Genomic DNA, 20095 nt, shown 5'->3' on the forward strand with positions numbered 1-20095 from the left:
CAGTGGTATGCCCATTTTGTTGCTATGTCTGGCTTTTGGTGTGTTCGCCTATTTCCTGTGGCGGTCACGTACGTCGTCTTTGACGCGGGATTGCCGTTGGCGACAGCATCGAAAAGAGGGTGTTTGGGTCTGTGCGTTTTGCGGCGCGCAACAGGAAGGCGCGGCATCCCCCACACGTTGTCAAAGGACAGCGGGTAAATAAGCAGGGCGATTGCGCCCTGCCTGTGTTTATGCGGCTTCAGGAAATGCGGCCTGCAGCGCGATTTCGACCATATCGCCAAAGCTGCTTTCGCGCTCGGACGATGGCAGCGCTTCACCTGTCAGCAGGTGATCGGACACGGTCAGAACGGCCAGGGCGCGGCAGTTGTGGCGCGCGGCCAGAATATACAGCTCGGCCGCTTCCATCTCGACCCCAAGAATACCGTGCCGCACCATCTGCTCGTTCAGATCGGGGCGTTCATCGTAGAATACGTCCGACGAATAAATCCCACCGATATGCGTCGGCGTGCCTTTGGCCGCTGCAACCTGCGCGGCGGCTTGTAACAGGCCCCAATCGGCGCAGGGGGCAAAGTTCAGTTCTTTCAGGATACCGCGCGATGGGGTGCTAAGCGTTGTGGACGTCATCGCAAGGATGACATCGCGAACGTTGATGTTGTCCTGCATCCCGCCGCATGACCCGATGCGGATCAGGGTTTTTGCCCCGAAATCCTTGATCAGCTCATTGGCATAAATCGACAAGGATGGCATTCCCATGCCACTACCTTGAATTGTGACGGGATTACCTTTCCAATTTCCGGTAAATCCCAACATGCCGCGCACGTTATTGACTTGTTTTACGTCGTCCAAAAACGTTTCAGCAGCCCATTTCGCCCGATAAGGATCACCGGGCAACAAAACGGTTTCTGCGATTTCACCTTTTTCGGCACCAATATGAATTGTCATTTTGAGATCAATTCCAATTAGATTTCCATATCCGAGATATCTGCGCCGGATTTCAGGGCATCGTGAACCCATTGCGGCTTGCGCCCCCGGCCCGACCAGGTTTGTTCCGGGTCCGCGGGATTGCGGTATTTCGCCTTTGCTTTCGACCCTTTACCCGATCGCGGCGTGTCATTTGCCAGTTCAGACAGTGAAAAGCCAAATTCGGCCGCCGCTTTTTCCGCAGCTTTCAGCGCTTCCTGCCGTTCGCGTTTTTCGGCGTTTTTCAACGCTTTTTCAATCTGATCGCGCAATTCGATCAGTTCCTTGCGCGACATCTTTTCCAGATTGATACCCATAGTTTTTCCCCGTTTTCAAATATCTGTTACAGTAGCCCCAAGGGACCACCGTAATTCCAGTGACGGGTTTAATCCATCCCTTTTGTCAAAGGAATAGATATGGGGAAATGGATCGTTATTCAGCCGCAATGTTCTGTGGATCGACCAGGGTTACGATATCACCCATGATTACATTCAACTCAAAGTTCTTGGGCGTATAGATTTTCGCAACACCCATTGCTTTCAGTTTTGCGGCGTCTTCGTCAGGAATGATACCACCGACGACCACCGGGATATTGTTCACACCTGCGTCCTGCAATCGGGTCATGACATCCTGCACCAGGGGAATATGGCTGCCGGACAGGATTGACAGGCCGATGACATGGGCATCATCTGCGATAGCCGCAGTCACGATTTCCTCGGGCGTCAGGCGAATACCTTCATAGCTGATGTCCATGCCGCAATCGCGGGCGCGAAAGGCGATTTGCTCGGCTCCGTTCGAATGGCCGTCCAGTCCGGGTTTACCCACCAGGAATTTCAGGCGGCGGCCCAGCTTGTCGCTGACCGCATCCACGGCGGCGCGCAGATCGTCCAATCCTTCGGTTTTATTCGAGACTGAGCCGGACACGCCGGTCGGGCCGCGATAGGTGCCATAGACTTTGCGCATTTCTTCGGCCCATTCGCCGGTGGTGACACCGGCCTTGGCGGCGGCAATCGACGGTTCCATGATGTTGGCACCGGTTTGCGCAGCGTCGCGCAGGGCGGTCAGGGCGGCGGTTACCGCTGCATCGTCCCGCTCGGCCCGCCAATCGTTCAGACGGTTGATCTGCTCCTGCTCGACCGCCGGGTCGACAACCATGATGCCGCCGTCTTCGGTTTGCAGGGGCGAGGGCTCGCCTTCGGTCCATTTGTTAACGCCGACCACAACGGTTTCATTGCGTTCGATCCGGTTCAGGCGTTCCGCGTTCGAATCCACCAGACGCGATTTCATGTATTCGATCGAGGCAACCGCGCCGCCCATCGAATCCAGATTCGCAAGCTCGGCCCGCGCGCCGTCTTTCAATTCTTCGACCTTGGCGTCCACGGCGGGGTTGCCGTCGAACAGGTCGCCATATTCCAGCAAGTCGGTCTCATAGGCCAGAATCTGTTGCATCCGCATCGACCATTGCTGATCCCATGGGCGCGGCAGACCCAACGCCTCGTTCCAGGCGGGCAGCTGCACCGCACGGGCGCGGGCTTTTTTCGACAAGGTGACGGCCAGCATCTCGATCAGGATGCGATAGACATTGTTTTCAGGCTGCTGCTCAGTCAGACCTAGCGAGTTCACCTGAACCCCATAGCGGAAGCGGCGGAATTTCGGGTTTTCAACACCATAGCGCTGTTGCAGGATTTCGTCCCAAAGATCCACAAAGGCGCGCATTTTGCACATTTCGGTAACAAACCGGATGCCTGCGTTCACAAAGAACGAAATCCGCCCGCAGAGCGCCGGGAAATCCTCGGCCGGGACGCGCGGGCGCAGTTCATCCAATACGGCGATCGCGGTGGCCAACGCATAGCTCAGCTCCTGCTCGGGCGTCGCGCCGGCCTCTTGCAGGTGATAGGAACACACGTTCATCGGGTTCCATTTCGGCACATTGGTATAGCAATACTCGGCCACATCCGCGATCATCTTCAGCGACGGTTTGGGCGGGCAGACATAGGTGCCGCGGCTCAGGTATTCCTTGATCAGGTCGTTCTGCACCGTGCCCTGCAGTTTGGTCACGTCCGCGCCCTGTTCCTCGGCCACGGCGATGTACAGCGCCAGCAGCCATGGGGCAGTGGCGTTGATCGTCATCGACGTGTTCATCTGCTCTAACGGAATCTGGTCGAACAGCACCCGCATGTCCCCCAGGTGGCTGATCGGCACGCCGACTTTGCCAACCTCGCCGCGCGACAGCGTGTGGTCGCTGTCATATCCGGTTTGTGTCGGCAGATCGAAGGCCACAGACAGGCCCGTCTGACCCTTGGCCAGGTTCCCACGATACAGCGCGTTCGAGGCTTTGGCGGTGGAATGACCGGCATAGGTTCGGATGAGCCAGGGGCGATCTTTCTGCGTCTGCGTCATGGCGGAGCCTCGTGTTTCAATTGGGCAAGAAAATTACGTTCGCCGGTTCTAAAGCGCAATTTTCGGGATATGTCAATTCGCTGCGTCGCGGCATCAGGCGTTCTTCAGATTGTAGGACGCAACGTTTGGTGGCAGGGTGCGCGCATGACGCAAACCGTGGAACTTCCGCTATGGCTGTTTTTGCTGATCGTGGTGTTTGCTGCGGTCACTCTGGCCTCGCATTTTCTGTTCCCATCGGTGCGCTGGTTTTTTCGCCGCCGTCTTGAGCGTGCGGTCAAACGTCTGAACAAACGGCTGCAACGGCCGATTCAGCCGTTCAAGCTGGCCCGGCGGCACGACATGATCCAGCGGCTGATCTATGACCCGCAGGTCGGGCAGGCGGTGCAGGCCCACGCGCGCGAAACAGGCGTGCCCGAGGCGGTCGCCTTTGAACAGGCCCGCCGCTATGCGCGCGAGATTGTTCCGTCGTTTTCTGCGGTGGCCTATTTCAGCATCGCCATTCGACTGACCCGGATGCTGAGCAATGCCTTTTATAATGTCCGGCTGAGTTACAAGGATGAGGCCGCGCTTAATGATATCGACCCGGACGCAACGGTTGTCTACGTCATGAACCATCGCAGCAACATGGATTACGTGCTGGTCACCTATCTGGCGGCGCGACAGTCGGCTTTGTCTTATGCGGTTGGCGAATGGGCGCGTGTCTGGCCCCTTAGCCGCCTGATCCGGGCAATGGGGGCTTATTTTATCCGCCGCAAGTCCGGCAGTGAATTGTATCGTCAGGTGTTGGCCTGCTATGTCCGCCACGCGACCGAGGCCGGTGTGACCCAGGCGATGTTCCCCGAAGGCGGGCTGAGCCTGACCGGAGCCTTGGGGCGGCCCAAGTTGGGTCTGCTCAAATATATTCTCGATGGGGCCCCTCCGGGCGGTCGGGATGTCGTGTTCGTGCCGGTCGCCCTGAATTATGACCGTGTGCTTGAAGATACCATTCTGACCAAGGCTGCGCTGGGCAATCAGCGACGGTTCCGCGCCCGGATCGGGGTGATCGCCGGATGGGTTCTGAAACAGATCGGACGGCGTTTGGTCGGGCGGTATCAGCGGTTCGGGGCGGCCTCGGTTCGATATGGTAAGCCGATTTCGTTACATGCGTTTCGGGCTGAACACGAAATGAATCTGATGACCGATCTGGCCCGCGAGCTTATGGCGCGTATAGAATCCGAGATTCCGCTGGTTCCCGCACCAGCGGCCTGCTGGCTGCTGCGCGATAAGGGAGAATTGCCCGAGGAAGACGCGGTGCGCCTGATCGCCGATCTCATGCGGGGGGACCGGACCTCTGATGCGCCGGATCAGGAAACGATCCGGGCCGCCATCAATCAACTGGTGGGACGGGGCATATTAAAGCGCGTTGGCGGTGTATTATCCCCGTCAGGTCAAAGAGTTGATCTTCTGAACTACTACGCGGCCTCGGCTCCGCTTGGGAAGTAATGAACTTTGCTGCGTGAGCGAAGGAAAATTCTGCAGCTGCAGGGTCATAAAGTTACAAAATTGCATCAAAATCTATTGCAATATTTCGCTCCGAGCAATATTCCATCACCTAATGCAAGCGATTCTGCATCGCGGCAAAGGTTTAGAACAAAGGAGGCCAGCATGGCTCTGGACACCGACAGCGGCATCGCGTCGTACGAGGCACCGGAAAAAGACCTCTATGAGGTGGGTGAAATCCCACCGATGGGATTCGTCCCCAAGAAAATGTATGCGTGGGCCATCCGCAAAGAGCGCCACGGCGAGCCGGACACGGCCATGCAGCTGGAAGTGGTCGATGTGCCCAAGCTGGACAGCCACGAAGTGCTGGTTCTGGTGATGGCGGCGGGCGTCAACTATAACGGCGTCTGGGCGTCGCTGGGCAAACCGATCAGCCCGTTCGACGGCCATGGTCAGCCCTTCCACATCGCGGGTTCCGATGCTTCGGGCATCGTCTGGGCCGTGGGTGACAAGGTCAAACGCTGGAAAGTGGGTGACGAGGTTGTGATCCACTGCAACCAGGACGATGGCGATGACGAAGCCTGTAATGGCGGCGACCCGATGTATTCGGATTCCCAGCGGATTTGGGGCTATGAGACGCCGGATGGTTCGTTTGCGCAGTTCACCAACGTTCAGTCACAGCAGCTGATGCCCCGTCCCAAGCACCTGACCTGGGAAGAAAGCGCCTGCTACACGCTGACGCTGGCCACTGCTTACCGGATGCTGTTCGGTCACGAGCCGCATGATCTGAAGCCGGGTCAGAACGTTCTGGTCTGGGGCGCGTCGGGCGGCCTGGGCTCTTATGCGATCCAGCTGATCAATACGGCGGGCGCCAACGCGATCGGCGTGATCTCGGACGAAAGCAAGCGGGACTTTGTGATGGGTCTGGGCGCCAAGGGCGTTCTGAACCGCAAGGATTTTAACTGCTGGGGACAGCTGCCGACGGTCAACACACCGGAATATGCCGATTGGTTCAAAGAGGCCCGCAAGTTCGGCAAGGCAATCTGGGACATCACCGGCAAGGGTGTAAACGTCGACATGGTGTTCGAACACCCGGGCGAAAGCACTTTCCCGGTTTCGACCTTCGTGGTCAAAAAGGGCGGCATGGTCGTGATCTGCGCCGGTACCACCGGGTACAACCTGACCTTCGACGTGCGTTACATGTGGATGCACCAAAAGCGCCTGCAGGGCTCGCACTTTGCGCACCTGAAACAGGCGTCGGCCGCAAACCAGCTGATGGTTGAACGCCGCCTGGACCCATGCATGTCCGAGGTGTTCTCGTGGAAGGAACTGCCCGAGGCGCATATGAAGATGCTGCGGAACGAACATAAGCCCGGCAATATGTCGGTTCTGGTTCAGGCCCCGCAAACCGGAATGCGCACTTTGGAAGAGGTTCTGAACGCGCGCGGGTAAATGACCCGGAATAAAAACTCATGCACCCGCGAATCGCACTGTCGGTTCGCGGGTGTCTTCTTTTTTCGGGTGTTATGAACCTTTTCAGATACTTACGGTTGCGTGCCCCGCTTTTTTTGGGGAGTAGAAACCAGTGAATAGGCTAAAAAACATGACACATGCTATGGTTGTGTTAACCCTTCGTTAACCGTTTCGGAGCGACCCTGATGGCGCAAAATGACTGGATATTGGACGTTCTGTCGGACCTCAACGCCTTCGCTGTTGAGAACGGGTTGACCGCGCTTGCCGAGCAGCTTGATGATACCAAGCTGATTGCAGCGGCCGAGATTGCGTCCTTGAGGAATGAGGCACGGACGCCCACGAATGGGAACAAAACTGGATATGGGCCAAATCCTGGAGGATTTGGAAAGCACCAGCACGCTTGACGAGCTAAGCGCTGTCGCAGTTCGGCTGCGGGACAGGTTGCAGGTCGAACACTTAATCTATCATTGGGTCGATGGCGCCAATAACCAATATGGTTACACGACTTACCCCGATGCCTGGGCCGAACGATATCAGGAAAAAAGCTATCACCGCATTGATCCCGTCATTCTGGGGTGTTTTCAGCGATTTCATCCGGTCGACTGGAAAACGCTGGATTGGTCGGGAAAGGTGGCCAAGGGCTTTCTTCAGGATGCCCTGAGCCACGGTGTCGGCAATCAGGGATATTCGATCCCGATCCGGGGGCCGAATGGGCAATTTGCCCTGTTTACGGTCAACCACTCTTGCGACGATGAAACATGGAAGAGGTTCATCGACACGCACGGGCGCGAACTGATCTTGATTGCGCATTACTTCAACCGCAAAGCACTGGAATTCGAAAGCAACCGCCGCCCGGATGCCACCCGCAGCCTGTCGCCGCGCGAAGTTGACGCCATGACCCTACTGGCTCTGGGCTATAGCCGGGCGCAGGTCGCGCATTCCTTGACGATCTCGGAACATACCCTGCGGGTCTACATTGAAAGCGCCCGATCCAAGTTGGGCGCGCAGAACACCACCCACGCCATCGCCACTGCGCTCAGCAGAGGATTAATAGTGGTTTAAGAGGCGCCCGCCCCTCGAACGGGAAATTAACCATGACTTCGTACCCCCTTCGTACCTGCATAGGACGACAAGGGGAAAAGTCATGTTGCGTTATTTATTCGCAGACGAATTACATAAGTTTCCGGCGCTGGCCGAGGGTATGTTCCGGGACCGCGCGGATCAGTTCAAAACCCGGTTGGGTTGGGACGTAGACGTCAACGAAAAAGGGGAAGAGCGGGATCAATACGATGATCTGAACCCGCTTTATGTCATCTGGGAAGAAGAAGATGGCAGCCATGGTGGGTCGATGCGTGTGTTACCGACAACCGGACCAATTATGGTAAATGAAGTATTCGGACATCTGACGGGCGGCAAGCCGATCCGCAGCCCGGTGATCTGGGAAGTCACCCGATTCTGCCTGTCCCGCACCGCCAGCCCGCATACTGCCGGGGCCATCATGCTAAGCGGCGGAGAGATCATGGAAGGCTTTGGCCTGACGCATATCGCGGGTGTCTTTGACGCCCGGATGATTCGGATCTACCGCCTGATCGGATCGTCGCCCCTTGTTCTGGGTTCCGAAGGCACCGGGCGCGATCAGATATCGGTCGGCCTGTGGCCATATTCGGCCGAGGATTGCAACCGCGTGGCCGAACGTGCGGGCATCCCGCGAGAGCTGTCCCGGCTGTGGTTCAAAACCGCTTTTGGCACCGGCAGACAGCACCGGTTTGCCCTGTCAGCCTGAGCTGGGGAAAAGCCAAATCCCCATCTGGTGATAGCTGGCGTGGCCCTGTATGGTCGCGCCATGTCTATGCCCCCCGTGACCTTCTCAGACGATCAGGCCGCCGCCTATGACAGCATCGCAGAGATGTTGAAAACTGCGGGTGTCGACCTGAATGACGACGCCCTGCTGAAACTGCCGGGGGCGGGGGAATCCGGCGTTATGGCGGTGATCGGCAAGGCGGGTTCGGGTAAAACCCTACTGTTGGCCGAGCTTTATAAGGCGTTGGCTGATACCGGTGTTCAAATCGTTTCCGGTGATTTCGAAAGCCGCAAGGCGCGGGAAAAACGCAGCCTTGCCATTCTGGCCCCCACCAACAAGGCGGCCAGCGTGTTGCGCCTGCGCGGCGTGCCGGCCACGACCATTCACCGTATCCTCTATACGCCGGTCTACGACCCGGAATACGAACGGATAGCCGAGTGGCTGGCAGGCAATGACGAGCGGCCCGAGATCGAGGGCCTGACCGATGAGGCGCTGGATCGCGCCGCGGCGTTTTATGCCAACAATAAGTCCATCCCGGGTGCGCTGGCAGCGGCCGGGTTGCGCGGATCAGATTTCATCACCGGCTGGAAACGCCGGGACGAGCCGCTGGACATCGGATTCGTCGATGAAGCCTCGATGCTGGACGACCGGCAATTTGCGGACCTGCAAGAGATTTTTCCGACCCTGCTGCTGTTCGGCGATCCGGCGCAGCTGGCCCCGGTTAATCAATCGGGCAGCATGGTATTCGAAAGCTTGCCCGAGCCGCGAAAGCAGATTCTGCACCGCGTGCACCGTCAGGATGCGGACAGTCCGATTCTGGATATCGCGCACGCGCTGGCGGACCCTCAGTTGGGGTTTGAAGACTTTGAACAACTGATCGAACAGACCGCCCGCAAGGACGACCGCGTGGTCTGGGGACAGCGGGTCGAGGTTGACCAGATGGCCCGCAGCCCGGTTCTGGTCTGGCGTAACGCCACCCGCATTCGGCTGATTCAGGCGTTTCGGAATGTGCATGGCGCGCCGGAAACCGAGTTGCTGGAAGGCGAGCCGCTGATCTGCGATGGTCTGGAACTGCCGTTGAAGCACCGCAAGAAACGCCTGGACCTTGAGGCGCGCGGCCTGATCAAGGGCGCGCAGGTCATTTATCTGGGGCCGGGGCGCAAACCGGGGTTTTCGCGCCTGCACGTGATGGGGGCCGAAGATCCGCAGGTCAGCGCCGCGTCCATCGTCAAGATTGAAAAGCCGGATGAGGAAGAGCCCTTTATCCCTTATGCCGCGCGGATGGGCGCAACTTTTCTGCATGGCGCGGCCGTGACCATTCACAAGGCGCAAGGCTCGCAGTGGGATACGGTTCAGGTCTTTGCGCCGGATATCTATGCCGCAGCCCGCATGGGCCGGACTGAGGCCGGGCAGCCGCTGTGGAAACGGTTGGCCTATGTGGCGATCACCCGCGCACAGGAGCGTCTGATCTGGGTGGTGCGCAACCGCCTGGCCAAGCCGACCAATCCGCTGCGCGTTGACGATCTGAAGGCCGTGCCAGTGGCCTCGCTGATATTGGAGGCGGAAGAGATATGAGGTCCATCATCGTAACCGGCGCAAGTTCCGGTATAGGGCGGGTCACGGCCGAGCAGTTCCTGGCCGAGGGTTGGATCGTCGGCCTGTTGGCCCGCAGCGCGGATACGCTGAACCAGATGGCCGCGGACCACGCAAAGGCAATCCCTCTGGTCGCGGATGTCACGGATGCGGACGCGGTCGAAGCCGCCTTTGGAACCTTTCAGGAAAAAGCCGGGCGTCTGGACGTTCTGTTCAACAATGCCGGGATTTTCGCGCCCGGCGGCACGATTGACGAGATTGCGCTCGAGGATTGGTACCAAAGCATCAACGTGAATCTGAACGGTATGTTCCTATGCGCGCGTCAGGCATTTCGGATCATGCGGCACCAATCCCGGCAGGGCGGGCGCATCATCAACAATGGCTCGATTGCTGCGCATGTGCCGCGCCCGAACTCGGTGCATTATTCAGCGACGAAACATGCCATCACCGGGCTGACGCGCAGCCTGTCGCTGGACGGGCGGGATTTCGGGATTGCCTGCGGTCAGATCGACATCGGCAATGCGCGCACACAGATGGTGCAGGGGCTGGTCGAAAACGCGGTCGCTGCTGGGCAGCAGCCTGACCCGACCATGGCGGTCGAAGACGCCGCGCGGTCGGTTGTGCATATGGCCAACCTTCCGCCCGAGGCGAATATTCAGTTCATGACCGTGATGGCCACCACGATGCCCTATATCGGGCGCGGGTAGACGTCAGTTTTCACGCAACAGCCGGAATGCCGTTGACGCGCCCCAACCGGCGGCAATGGCAATGACCAGCGACATCAGCCCGTACCAAACCGGTTGCTGGCGGGACATGTTGAACAGGAACCGCTCAAGCCCGACCTTGCGCACGTCGATGGTGGTTTCGAACTGCGAGATAACCGAGCCACTGCGCGTCAGGAAGATGCGCGCCACGTATTCGCCTTCGGTCAGGTCGGCTGGCATCTCGATCGAGGTGCGGAACAGGGTCTGTTCATCCACGGCGACGGTGTCCTCGCGGATCGAATACAGGCCCTCGTCCTCGCGGATACGTACGACGGCATCCGCGAAATCCTGCGCGCCCCGGATGTGCATGGCCGCCCCGACCGAGCGGATCGCCCGTTCGATTGACACCCGATAGCGCAGATCCTCGGTGTCGGACAGAATCTTGGTCAGCGGTGCGCTGGTGGCAACGGCGTAAAAACTGGGCGCAAGGTCGACCAGAACGCTGTCGGTATTGACCCAGATTCCCAGCTTCTTTTCTTTGCGCCGGACGGTTACCGGGCTGGACGGCCCGGCAACGGCCACGATCACCTCAAGGGGTGGGCCGGATGGAATCGGGGATTCGCGTTTGACGGCACCAAAGATCAGGATTTCCGAGCCGTCGAAATTTGCGGTAATGGCCACGCGGTCCTGGCTTAGGCCCAGCACAACCTGCTCCTCCTCGGCCAGGGCGGGGCTGCAACACAGCCAGAATATAGCGAACAGACGCCACAGCATGATCAATGCCCCCCGCTGCGACCAAGCGAATACAGCTCGGACGGTTGCAGAAGCAGATCAAGGGCCAGCTTGCCGCAGACAACAAGAACCAGCGCCGCCAGCAAGACCCGCAGTTGCTCCGCGGGCATCCGCGCACCGATCACGGTTCCGATCTGTGCCCCGATAACGCCGCCAACCAGCAGCAATACGGCCAGTACGATGTCGACGGTATAGTTCGTGGTTGCGTGCAGCATGGTGGTAAAGGCCGTCACAAAGATGATCTGGAACAGGGACGTGCCGACCACGACCTTTGTGGGCATCCCCAGCAGGTAAATCATTGCGGGGACCATGATGAACCCGCCGCCAACGCCCATGATCGCCGACAGAACCCCGACGCAAAGCCCCACCAGCATTGGCGGAATGACCGAGATATAAAGGCCCGACGTACGAAACCGCATCTTGAACGGCATGGCGTGCACCCATCCGCGCTGTCGCCTGGCAGGTGGGGCAGTCGTGCCTTTTTTGGATTTGCGTAGGGCGTTCAGGCTTTCGATGAACATCAGACCACCGACAACGCCCAGGAAGACGACGTAACACAAGGTGACCAGCAGATCGACTTGTCCCAGGCTTTTGAGGTAGTTGAACACAACCACCCCAAGCGCAGCGCCCATCAAACCCCCGGTCAATAGAACCGTGCCCATCCTCAGGTCTACGGTCTTTCGTCGGAAATGCGCCAGTACACCGGAAAAGGATGACGCGACGATCTGATTGGCCTCGGTCGCAACAGCGACGGCTGGTGGAATGCCGATAAAGAACAATAGCGGTGTCATCAGAAAGCCGCCGCCGACACCGAACATGCCTGAAAGGACACCGACCATTCCGCCCAGCCCTAAAAGCAAAAAGGCGTTGACGGAAACTTCGGCGATGGGAAGGTAAATTTGCATGATGGACTAACAGGTGAGGCCGGATGTGTCGCGGAACGTGACAAAATCGGCCTCAAAGCAATGAGGTGAGGCTTGAATGCGGCTTGCGGGCAAAAGCCCCCTAGGTCGCACGGCGAAGATCAGCCGGTCGAACGGGTTGGTCCGCCTATCCAGGCCTGGCTGCTGTGGCTGGATATGCTGCTGCGTCCCGACCTCAAGGCAATCCTGTGTTTCCGGAACCCCGGCGGGACGCTTTCCGAGGCTGGCTGTAACAGGAAACACACGCATACCCCCTTAGAGCGGTTGCGGGATGTAAAATCAACTCTGTATGCCGCTCTGCAGCGAACAGGACTGAACTGAGTTCGAAACTGGACTTATCAGCGCTCTTTCACGTAAGGTTCACCTCCGGCGCGGGGTGGGGTGGCTTTGCCTACGAACCCGGCCAGAATGACAACGGTCAGAATATAGGGCAGGGCGTCCATGACCTGCACCGGGATAACCACGCCGCCCAGGTCGATGTTCTGGAACCGCAGTGCCACGGCCTGCAGCAGACCGAACAGCAGACACGCACCCATCGCGTGCCACGGTCGCCATTTCGCAAAGATCAGCGCCGCCAGCGCGATGAACCCGCGACCTGCGGTCATGTCCTTGACGAACCCGGCTTGCAGGGCGGTGGCCAGATAGGCCCCGGCGATTCCGCACAAGACGCCACAGATGGCCACCGCAGCATAGCGCAGGCCAACAACCGAAACACCGGCAGTATCCACTGCGGCGGGGTTTTCCCCCACGGCGCGCAGCCGCAGGCCGAACCGTGTACGATACAGAATCCACCACGTGGCAGGAACCATCGCAAACGCGATGTAAACCAGAATGGAGTGGCCCGAGAGAAGCTCGGAATAGATGGGGCCGAAAATCGGAACGCCGCCGAGCGATTCTGCAAAGGGGAAGTTGATCGGAGTAAACCGCCCTCCGCCAAACAGGGAGGGTGTGCGCCCGCCTTGCTGGAACCAGCTTTGCGCAATCAAAACGGTCATACCCGCCGCAAGAAAGTTGATGGCGACACCCGAGATCAACTGGTTGCCCCGAAACGTGATCGAAGCCAACCCATGCAGACCCGACAAAACCAACGAGGATGCGATGCCCGCCAGCAAACCCAGCCAAACCGAACCGGTCACGGCGGCGACGGCTGCCGAAAAGAAGGCAGCCATAAGCATCTTGCCTTCAAGCCCGATGTCGAAAATGCCTGCGCGTTCGGAAAAAAGCCCTGCGAGACAGGCCAGCAGCAGTGGGGTGGACAGACGAATGGTCGAGTCGAGTACCTGGATGAGTGTGATAAAAAACTCCATCACTCGACCCCTTTCCGCAGACCCAGGAACAGCTTTTCAAGCGGTATCCTGACCATGTTGTCCAATGCTCCGGTAAACAGAATGACCAGCGCCTGAATGACCACGATCAGTTCGCGCGGGATTGACGTCCACAGCGCCAGCTCTGCGCCGCCCTGATAGAGGAACCCGAACAAAAGCGCCGCAAGAAATACCCCGAACGGGTGGGAACGGCCCATCAGCGCCACAGCGATACCGATGAAACCCGCACCTTCGGTTGAGTTCAGAACCAGACGCTCCGCCTCGCCCATGACGTTGTTGATGGCCATCATCCCGGCCAACCCGCCGGAAATCAGCATGGCGACGATGGTAATCCGCACCGGCGAGATACCGGCATAGACTGCGCCGGTTTCCGAGTGGCCATAAGCGCGGATCTCATACCCCAGGCGGGTGCGCCAGATCAGCGCCCAAACGACGAAACAGGCAAGGATCGCCACAAAGAACGAGATATTCGCGGGCGCGCCACGGAACACTACTTCTTCAGCTGTTGAAAACATGGATTGGAAGGTCGGTAGCTGCACGGCCTCGGGAAAGCGCGCGGTTGCCGGGTCCTGCGATCCGGGCGGGCGCATCACGTTGACCAGCATATAGTTCAGCAGGGCGGCGGCGATAAAGTTGAACATGATCGTGGTAATCACGATATGGCTGCCGCGTTTGGCTTGCAGATAGGCCGGGATCGCAGCCCATGCCGCCCCGAACAGGGCCGAGGCCACGCAGGCGGCAAGCAGGGCGATGCTCCAATGCGGCCAATCTATGTACAGGCAGACCATGGCGACGCCCAGGCCGCCCAACATCGCCTGACCTTCACCACCGATATTGAACATCCGGGCGTGGAATGCCACGGCCACCGCCAGACCGGTGAACATGAAATTGGTCGCGTAATACAGCGTATAGCCCCAGCCATAGGTCGACCCCAGCGCGCCGGTGACCATCAGGTTCACCGCCTCGACCGGGTTTTCACCGATGGCCAGGATGACCAGAGCCGAAAGGATTGCGGCCAGTATCAGACTGATCAGTGGGATCAGAACGACATCGGCCCATTTGGGCATTTTTTCCATGTTACGCGGCCTCTCCCGCAACACCGGCCATCAGCAGGCCCAGTTCTTTTTCATCTGTTTCATGGGGCAGGCGTTCGCCCATGACATGTCCGTCAAACATCACCGCGATCCGATCCGATAGCGAGAAGATCTCTTCCAGCTCGACCGAGACCAACAGGATTGCCTTGCCCTGATCGCGCAGGGCAACGATTTGTTTGTGAATGAATTCAATCGCGCCGATGTCCACGCCGCGCGTCGGCTGGCCGACCAGCAACAGATCGGGGTTGCGTTCGATCTCGCGCGCAACGACGATTTTCTGCTGGTTGCCGCCGGAAAAACTTTTGGCGGTCAGCCATCCGTTGGGGGGGCGCACGTCGAATTTTTCGATCTTGCGTTCGGTGTCGGCGCGCAGGGCGGCGTTATCCATGAAGATGCCGCGCTTATACGCCGGGTCGCGGTGATAGCCGAAAGCCACGTTTTCCCAGGCGTGAAAGTCCATGATCAGACCTTCGCGTTGACGGTCCTCGGGGACATGGGCGATGTGCTGCGCGCGCCGGGCCTGCCCGTCAGACCCCGCCCCGCTCAGCGCCAGAGGGGTCCCGTTCAGTTTGATCTGCCCTTGACCGGGACGCATTCCGCCCAACACCTCAAGCAATTCCGACTGGCCATTACCAGCAACGCCAGCGATGCCGACAATCTCGCCCGCGCGCACTGTCAGGTCGATGCCCTTGACGCGTTCAACACCGGCCGAATCGAACACGCGCAGGTCTTCGACCTCAAGAACAGGCTTGCCCGGTTTGGCGGGCACTTTGTCGACCTGCAACAGAACCTTGCGGCCCACCATCAGCTCGGCCAGTTCTTCGGGGCTGGTCTCGGATGTCTTGACTGTGGCCGTCATCTGGCCGCGCCGCATGACCGAGACAGTATCGGTGTTCTCCATGATCTCGCGCAGCTTGTGGGTGATCACGATAATGGTCTTCCCTTCGGCCCGCAGACGGCCGAGAATGCGGAACAGCTGATCAGCCTCCGAAGGCGTCAGAACGCCAGTGGGTTCGTCCAGAATCAGAATCTCGGCCCGACGGTACAGCGCCTTGAGGATTTCAACCCGCTGCTGCGCGCCAACGCCGATTTCGTCGATACGTTTGTCCGGATCGACAAACAGCTCGTATTCTTCTTCCAGTTCTTTCAGTTCCTTGCGGGCTTTGGCCAGAGACGGGGCCAGCAGCCCGCCGTCCTCGGCACCCAGAACGATGTTTTCCAGAACGGTGAAGTTTTCGACCAGTTTGAAATGCTGAAACACCATCCCGATGCCCGCAGCAATCGCTGCCTGGCTGTCGGGAATGTCGGTCCTGGATCCATTGATCCAGATTTCACCTTTGTCGGCTTTGTAAAAGCCGTAGAGAATGCTCATCAGCGTGGATTTGCCCGCACCGTTTTCACCGATGATCCCGTGGATCGTGCCGGGGGCGACGCTGATGGAAATGTCTTTGTTGGCCTGAACCGGCCCAAAGGCTTTGGATATCCCTTTGAGCTCAATGGCGGGGACGGTCATGTCTTGTCCTCAATTGGCGAAAGGGCCGTCTGGTCAGCGACCAACGCGGCAGAGTGGGGGCGGGACGGAATAACTCCGTCCCGCGCAATATCAGAACTTCAGTGCCGGGCAGCTGTCATTCTCGTAATAGCTGACAACAGATACATTGCCGTCGATGATGTCCTGACGGGCCTTATCGACTGCGGCTTTCATGTCATCGGACACGAGGGCTGCGTTATTGTCGTCCATCGCGACGCCAACACCATCCTGGGCCAGACCCATGGTGAACACGCCGGTTTCGACGTTGTCACCTGCGCTCATCGCCTCAAAAACGGCCACGTCCACACGTTTCAGCATCGAGGTCAGAACTTTGCCGGGGTGCAGGTGGTTCTGGTTGCTGTCCACGCCGATCGACAGGATGCCTTCGTCGGCTGCAGTTTGCAGAACGCCAACACCAGTGCCGCCGGCTGCCGCATAAACAACGTCAGCGCCCTGGCTGATCTGCGCCTTGGTCAGTTCCGAGCCCTTAACCGGGTCGTTCCAGGCTGCAGGCGTTGTGCCGGTCATGTTGGCAACAACGTTGATGTCGGGGTTCACGGCCTTGGCACCTTGGGCATAGCCACAGCCAAAGTGGCGGATCAGCGGAACATCCATCCCACCGATAAAGCCGACAGTGCCGGATTCCGACGCCATCGCGGCCATCATACCCACCAGATACGACCCTTCATGTTCGGCAAAGCCGACCTGACGCACGTTCGGCGCGTCCAGCCATGTCACGTCGATCACAACAAATGTTGTGTCCGGGTAATCTGTGGCAACAGCGCTCAGCGGATCGGCCATTCCAAAGCCCATGGTGATGATCGGGTTTGAACCTGCTTCGGCAAACCGGCGCAGGGCCTGTTCACGCTGCGCTTCGGATTGCATTTCAATCTCGCGATAGGTTCCGCCAGTCTCCTCGGCCCAACGCGATGCGCCATTATGCGCGGCTTCGTTGAACGATTTGTCGAACTTTCCGCCCAGATCATAGATCAGCGCAGGTTCGGCCAAAGCCGCACCTGCGGTCAGCGCGACGGCGGCGGCGGCGCCCATCAAGGATTTCATCAGGGTCATTTCACACTCCCGTTTGTTATTGTCGGTCGGGGCTAAGATAGCCCCGTCTACCCACTGTTAGCGAGCATAACTGTTGTGATGGCGGGAATTAAGGCTGTTTGCAACCGGTGCGGTCAATAGATTTTTGACCAATCGGTTGAAAATAGGGCGCGCAGATGGTCAGGTGAGGCTGCATTCCATCACGACGGCATCTGTTTTCTTGTTATTTTCAAGCAGATAATAACCCTTGCGCAGGCCACAGGGGCGATATCCGCAATGTTCATACAGGGCAATGGCTGGAAGATTGTCACTTGCCACATCCAGAATGGCACGGGTTGCGCCCAGATCCCGCGCGACCGAGTGCCAGTCGGACATGCGTTGCCTGGCCAACCCCTGCCGCTGGGACGTGGGATGAGTCGCGATTGTCAGCAGCTCGGCCTCTTGGGCGATGACCTGAAACAGGGCAAATGAATCAGCGTTCCCAACATGGTGCGTAAAGCGATTGGACAGGAGGTCGGAAAATTCCTGTACCGTCCACGGTCTGGATTGCGCGAACGCCGCAGCGTGCGTCGATGCCATATCTCGGGGCGTCATTCGTCCAATAGCACCGGCGGCACATGTTTGGATGGTGCCGCATCTGCGGGGCGGACATACAGAGGTGCAGGTGAGGGCGGCTTTTCACCCGTGATCCAGCGTTGAGCGGCGATTTGGGCAATTCGGGACGGAATATCCGTCAGATCACATGGCGTGTTGTGCGCCCCATACGCCTTGCTGATCTCATCGGCACGATATCCAAGAACGGACATGCCCCCGGATACTTCAAGGTCGCGTGGAGGCACGCCCGGGTCGATCTGTTGCGGTGTGCCGTTGTGCCGCCCGTGTTGCATCGGTTGAACATAGGCCATGTCACGCGGTGCGGGTATGCTGACCAGCAGATTGTCCGAGGTGTCCTGAAAAGCCATGACCTCGAACATGGACACGCCAAAGGCGGGCACCCCAAGCCCCAGTGCCAGCCCACGGGCCGCCGAGACCGAAATCCGGATGCCCGTAAAGTTCCCCGGCCCGGTTCCCACGGCAATGGCGTCCAGATCGGACCAGGCCTTACCCTGCGCAGATAGAATCGCGCTGAGCATGGGCATCAGCGCCTCGGCCTGCCCGCGGGTCATGGGGTCTACTGTCTGATAAACGATGGAATCACCGCATAGCAAAGCGGCCGCGCAATGCGCGGCCGATGTATCAAATGCCAGAATAGTTGGGTCAGACGGCAACAGGGCGTACCTCTGTCACTTCGGGGATGTAGTGGCGCAGCAGGTTCTCGATCCCCATTTTCAATGTCAGGGTCGAGGACGGGCAACCCGCGCAGGCCCCTTGCATATGCAGGTAGACAACACCCCGGTCGAACCCGTGGAATGTGATGTCCCCACCATCCTGAGCCACCGCCGGGCGCACGCGACTGTCCAGCAGATCCTTGATCTGATCGACGATCTCCGCGTCTTCGCCGGTATGTTCGGCATGACCCGAGGCCGCCGTCGCGTCAGCACCGATCACTGGCTGGCCGGACTGATAATGTTCCATCACGGCACCCAAAATGGCGGGCTTGATGTGGTCCCACTGAATGTCGTCGGATTTGGTCACCGTTACGAAGTCGTTGCCAAAGAAAACGCCAGTTACGCCGCTCACTGCAAAAATCCGCTTGGCCAGCGGTGATTTTTCCCCGGCTTCGGCCGTAGGGAAATCAGCTGTGCCCGCTTCCAGCACGGTTTGGCCGGGCAGGAATTTCAGCGTTGCGGGGTTGGGCGTGGATTCGGTTTGGATGAACATGGCACGGCTCCGTTTCAGTTGTATCTGATATGCGGGTCTGGGCCGGGGAAGTCAAGATTTGGAACGATTCTAAATTTTCGCCGCCATGTCCACTGCGTCGTCCAACCGATCATCACCCCAAAACAGTTCGTCGCCGACAAGAAAACTTGGTGCGCCGAACAATCCCTTGATTTGGGCTGTTTTTGTCTGTTCGATCAAAGCGGCCTTGATTTCAGAATCTTGCGTGCGGGCCAAAGTTTCGGCGGGCAAACCAACTTCTGACAGGCAGTCGGTCAGAACTGTGTCCTCGGAAATGTTCAGCCCCCGTGCGAATTCCGCCGTATAAACCGCGCGCACAAACGCTGCCCGTTGGGCCTGATCTGTGATCGCCACCACCAATCGCGCAGCTTTTAGGCCGTTTTGCGGAAACGGGTCTGGCCGGGTAAACGGCAGGCCCCGCCGGGCCGACAGACGCTCCATATCGCGCCACATGTAACGCCCCTTGGCTGGGTAGATATTGAACGGAGAGTTGTCCCACCCCTGAGCGGCAAATATTGGCCCCAGCAGGAATGGGTGCCACTCGACCGTGATACCGTGCGGCGCAGCGGCCTTTTCGATGCGCATTGCGCTGAGGTAGGAATAGGTAGACGCAAATTCGAACCAGAATTGGATGGTGCGCTGCATGATCGGTGCCTCAGGTGATGGCTTCCAGTTTTTCCTTGCTCAGGTCACCGGGCACGATCGTGATCGGAATGGGCAGGCTGCCAGAGTTTTTCGTAAGCTGCGTCACCAGCGGACCGGGACCTTTCTTGTCGGTTCCCGCACCCAAAACCAGAACGCCGATATCGGTGTCCGATTGAACGTGCTCGATGATCTGGGCGACGGGTTCGCCTTCGCGGATGGCCAGCTCGGGCTCGACGCTTTGCTTGTCACGCATCCATTTGGCGAACACCTCAAAATGGGCGTGAATGCGTTCGCGGGCTTCTTCGCGCATCACGGCGGCCACGCCGATCCAGTGGTTGAACTCATCCGGGGGAATGACCGACAGAATGGTCACGCCGCCGCCAGTGTGGGCTGCACGCATTGCGGCAAAGCGCATTGCATTCAGGCATTCGCGGCTGTCATCCAGAATGACCAGGAATTTGCGCATGGAGAGTCCTCATGTATTTC

20 protein-coding genes are annotated in these 20095 nt (G+C 58.7%); 6 read left to right on the top strand and 14 right to left on the bottom strand.

Annotated features, from left to right (window positions below):
- Positions 1-228: 228 nt before the first annotated feature.
- The 3 genes from deoD to JT51_RS19235 all read right to left on the bottom strand — a co-directional run bounded on the left by deoD (position 229) and on the right by JT51_RS19235 (position 3360).
- Complete coding sequence (gene deoD / locus JT51_RS19225; protein WP_037316765.1) at positions 229-942, bottom strand: purine-nucleoside phosphorylase; 714 nt, start codon at positions 940-942, stop codon at positions 229-231.
- A gap of 17 nt (positions 943-959) precedes the next feature.
- Positions 960-1277: an H-NS family nucleoid-associated regulatory protein gene (locus JT51_RS19230; RefSeq protein WP_037316768.1), complete on the bottom strand. Its 318-nt coding sequence runs from the start codon at positions 1275-1277 to the stop codon at positions 960-962.
- Between the two features lie 115 nt (positions 1278-1392).
- A complete protein-coding gene (locus tag JT51_RS19235; RefSeq protein ID WP_037316771.1) occupies positions 1393-3360 on the bottom strand; it encodes a protein meaA in 1968 nt (655 codons plus the stop codon).
- A 144-nt stretch (positions 3361-3504) separates the two neighbouring features.
- On the opposite strand from JT51_RS19235, the gene JT51_RS19240 reads away from it, so the two are divergent.
- The 6 genes from JT51_RS19240 (at position 3505) to JT51_RS19265 (ending at position 10413) form a co-directional block, all read left to right on the top strand.
- On the top strand, positions 3505-4842 hold the full coding sequence (locus JT51_RS19240) for a 1-acyl-sn-glycerol-3-phosphate acyltransferase (protein ID WP_200876127.1): 1338 nt from the start codon (positions 3505-3507) through the stop codon (positions 4840-4842).
- 162 nt (positions 4843-5004) lie between these two features.
- Positions 5005-6291, top strand: a complete 1287-nt coding sequence (gene ccrA / locus JT51_RS19245) for a crotonyl-CoA carboxylase/reductase (protein ID WP_037316774.1) — start codon at positions 5005-5007, stop codon at positions 6289-6291.
- Between the two features lie 363 nt (positions 6292-6654).
- Complete coding sequence (locus tag JT51_RS19250; RefSeq protein WP_037316777.1) at positions 6655-7374, top strand: helix-turn-helix transcriptional regulator; 720 nt, start codon at positions 6655-6657, stop codon at positions 7372-7374.
- Positions 7375-7456: 82 nt separating this feature from the next.
- Positions 7457-8095, top strand: a complete 639-nt coding sequence (locus JT51_RS19255; protein WP_037316780.1) for an acyl-homoserine-lactone synthase — start codon at positions 7457-7459, stop codon at positions 8093-8095.
- 60 nt (positions 8096-8155) lie between these two features.
- The gene (locus JT51_RS19260; protein ID WP_037316909.1) at positions 8156-9688 is read left to right on the top strand and encodes an ATP-dependent DNA helicase; all 1533 of its coding nucleotides are present in this window, start codon (positions 8156-8158) and stop codon (positions 9686-9688) included.
- The gene (locus JT51_RS19265) at positions 9685-10413 is read left to right on the top strand and encodes an SDR family oxidoreductase (protein WP_037316783.1); all 729 of its coding nucleotides are present in this window, start codon (positions 9685-9687) and stop codon (positions 10411-10413) included. The genes JT51_RS19260 and JT51_RS19265 overlap by 4 nt, the downstream gene beginning before the upstream one ends.
- Positions 10414-10416: 3 nt before the next feature.
- Here the strand turns inward: JT51_RS19265 and JT51_RS19270 are convergent, their stop codons facing one another.
- The 11 genes from JT51_RS19270 to JT51_RS19325 form a co-directional block, all read right to left on the bottom strand.
- Positions 10417-11184, bottom strand: coding sequence for a TIGR02186 family protein (locus tag JT51_RS19270; protein ID WP_037316786.1), 768 nt, complete (start codon positions 11182-11184; stop codon positions 10417-10419).
- A 2-nt stretch (positions 11185-11186) separates the two neighbouring features.
- The gene (locus JT51_RS19275) at positions 11187-12107 is read right to left on the bottom strand and encodes a sulfite exporter TauE/SafE family protein (protein WP_037316790.1); all 921 of its coding nucleotides are present in this window, start codon (positions 12105-12107) and stop codon (positions 11187-11189) included.
- Positions 12108-12463: 356 nt separating this feature from the next.
- Positions 12464-13432: an ABC transporter permease gene (locus JT51_RS19285; protein ID WP_037316796.1), complete on the bottom strand. Its 969-nt coding sequence runs from the start codon at positions 13430-13432 to the stop codon at positions 12464-12466.
- Positions 13432-14526, bottom strand: a complete 1095-nt coding sequence (locus JT51_RS19290; protein ID WP_037316799.1) for an ABC transporter permease — start codon at positions 14524-14526, stop codon at positions 13432-13434. Before JT51_RS19290 ends, JT51_RS19285 begins: the two co-directional genes overlap by 1 nt.
- Position 14527: 1 nt before the next feature.
- Positions 14528-16057, bottom strand: a complete 1530-nt coding sequence (locus tag JT51_RS19295) for an ABC transporter ATP-binding protein (protein ID WP_037316802.1) — start codon at positions 16055-16057, stop codon at positions 14528-14530.
- Positions 16058-16147: 90 nt separating this feature from the next.
- Entirely contained in the window at positions 16148-17146 is a 999-nt protein-coding gene (locus JT51_RS19300) for a BMP family lipoprotein (protein WP_037316805.1), read from the bottom strand.
- 159 nt (positions 17147-17305) lie between these two features.
- Positions 17306-17704 carry a GNAT family N-acetyltransferase gene (locus tag JT51_RS19305; RefSeq protein ID WP_051927650.1) on the bottom strand — a complete coding sequence of 133 codons (399 nt, stop codon included), beginning with the start codon at positions 17702-17704 and terminating at the stop codon, positions 17306-17308.
- Between the two features lie 11 nt (positions 17705-17715).
- Positions 17716-18393 carry a tRNA (adenosine(37)-N6)-threonylcarbamoyltransferase complex dimerization subunit type 1 TsaB gene (gene tsaB, locus JT51_RS19310; RefSeq protein ID WP_037316810.1) on the bottom strand — a complete coding sequence of 226 codons (678 nt, stop codon included), beginning with the start codon at positions 18391-18393 and terminating at the stop codon, positions 17716-17718.
- Complete coding sequence (locus JT51_RS19315; protein ID WP_037316813.1) at positions 18383-18946, bottom strand: NifU family protein; 564 nt, start codon at positions 18944-18946, stop codon at positions 18383-18385. The genes tsaB and JT51_RS19315 overlap by 11 nt, the downstream gene beginning before the upstream one ends.
- Before the next feature lie 69 nt (positions 18947-19015).
- Positions 19016-19609 carry a 2-hydroxychromene-2-carboxylate isomerase gene (locus JT51_RS19320; protein WP_200876129.1) on the bottom strand — a complete coding sequence of 198 codons (594 nt, stop codon included), beginning with the start codon at positions 19607-19609 and terminating at the stop codon, positions 19016-19018.
- A 10-nt stretch (positions 19610-19619) separates the two neighbouring features.
- On the bottom strand, positions 19620-20075 hold the full coding sequence (locus tag JT51_RS19325; protein ID WP_037316820.1) for a universal stress protein: 456 nt from the start codon (positions 20073-20075) through the stop codon (positions 19620-19622).
- Between the last annotated feature and the right edge of the window lie 20 nt (positions 20076-20095).

Origin of the sequence: Ruegeria halocynthiae, from assembly GCF_000743705.1 — a bacterium.
Lineage (GTDB): Bacteria > Pseudomonadota > Alphaproteobacteria > Rhodobacterales > Rhodobacteraceae > Ruegeria > Ruegeria halocynthiae_B.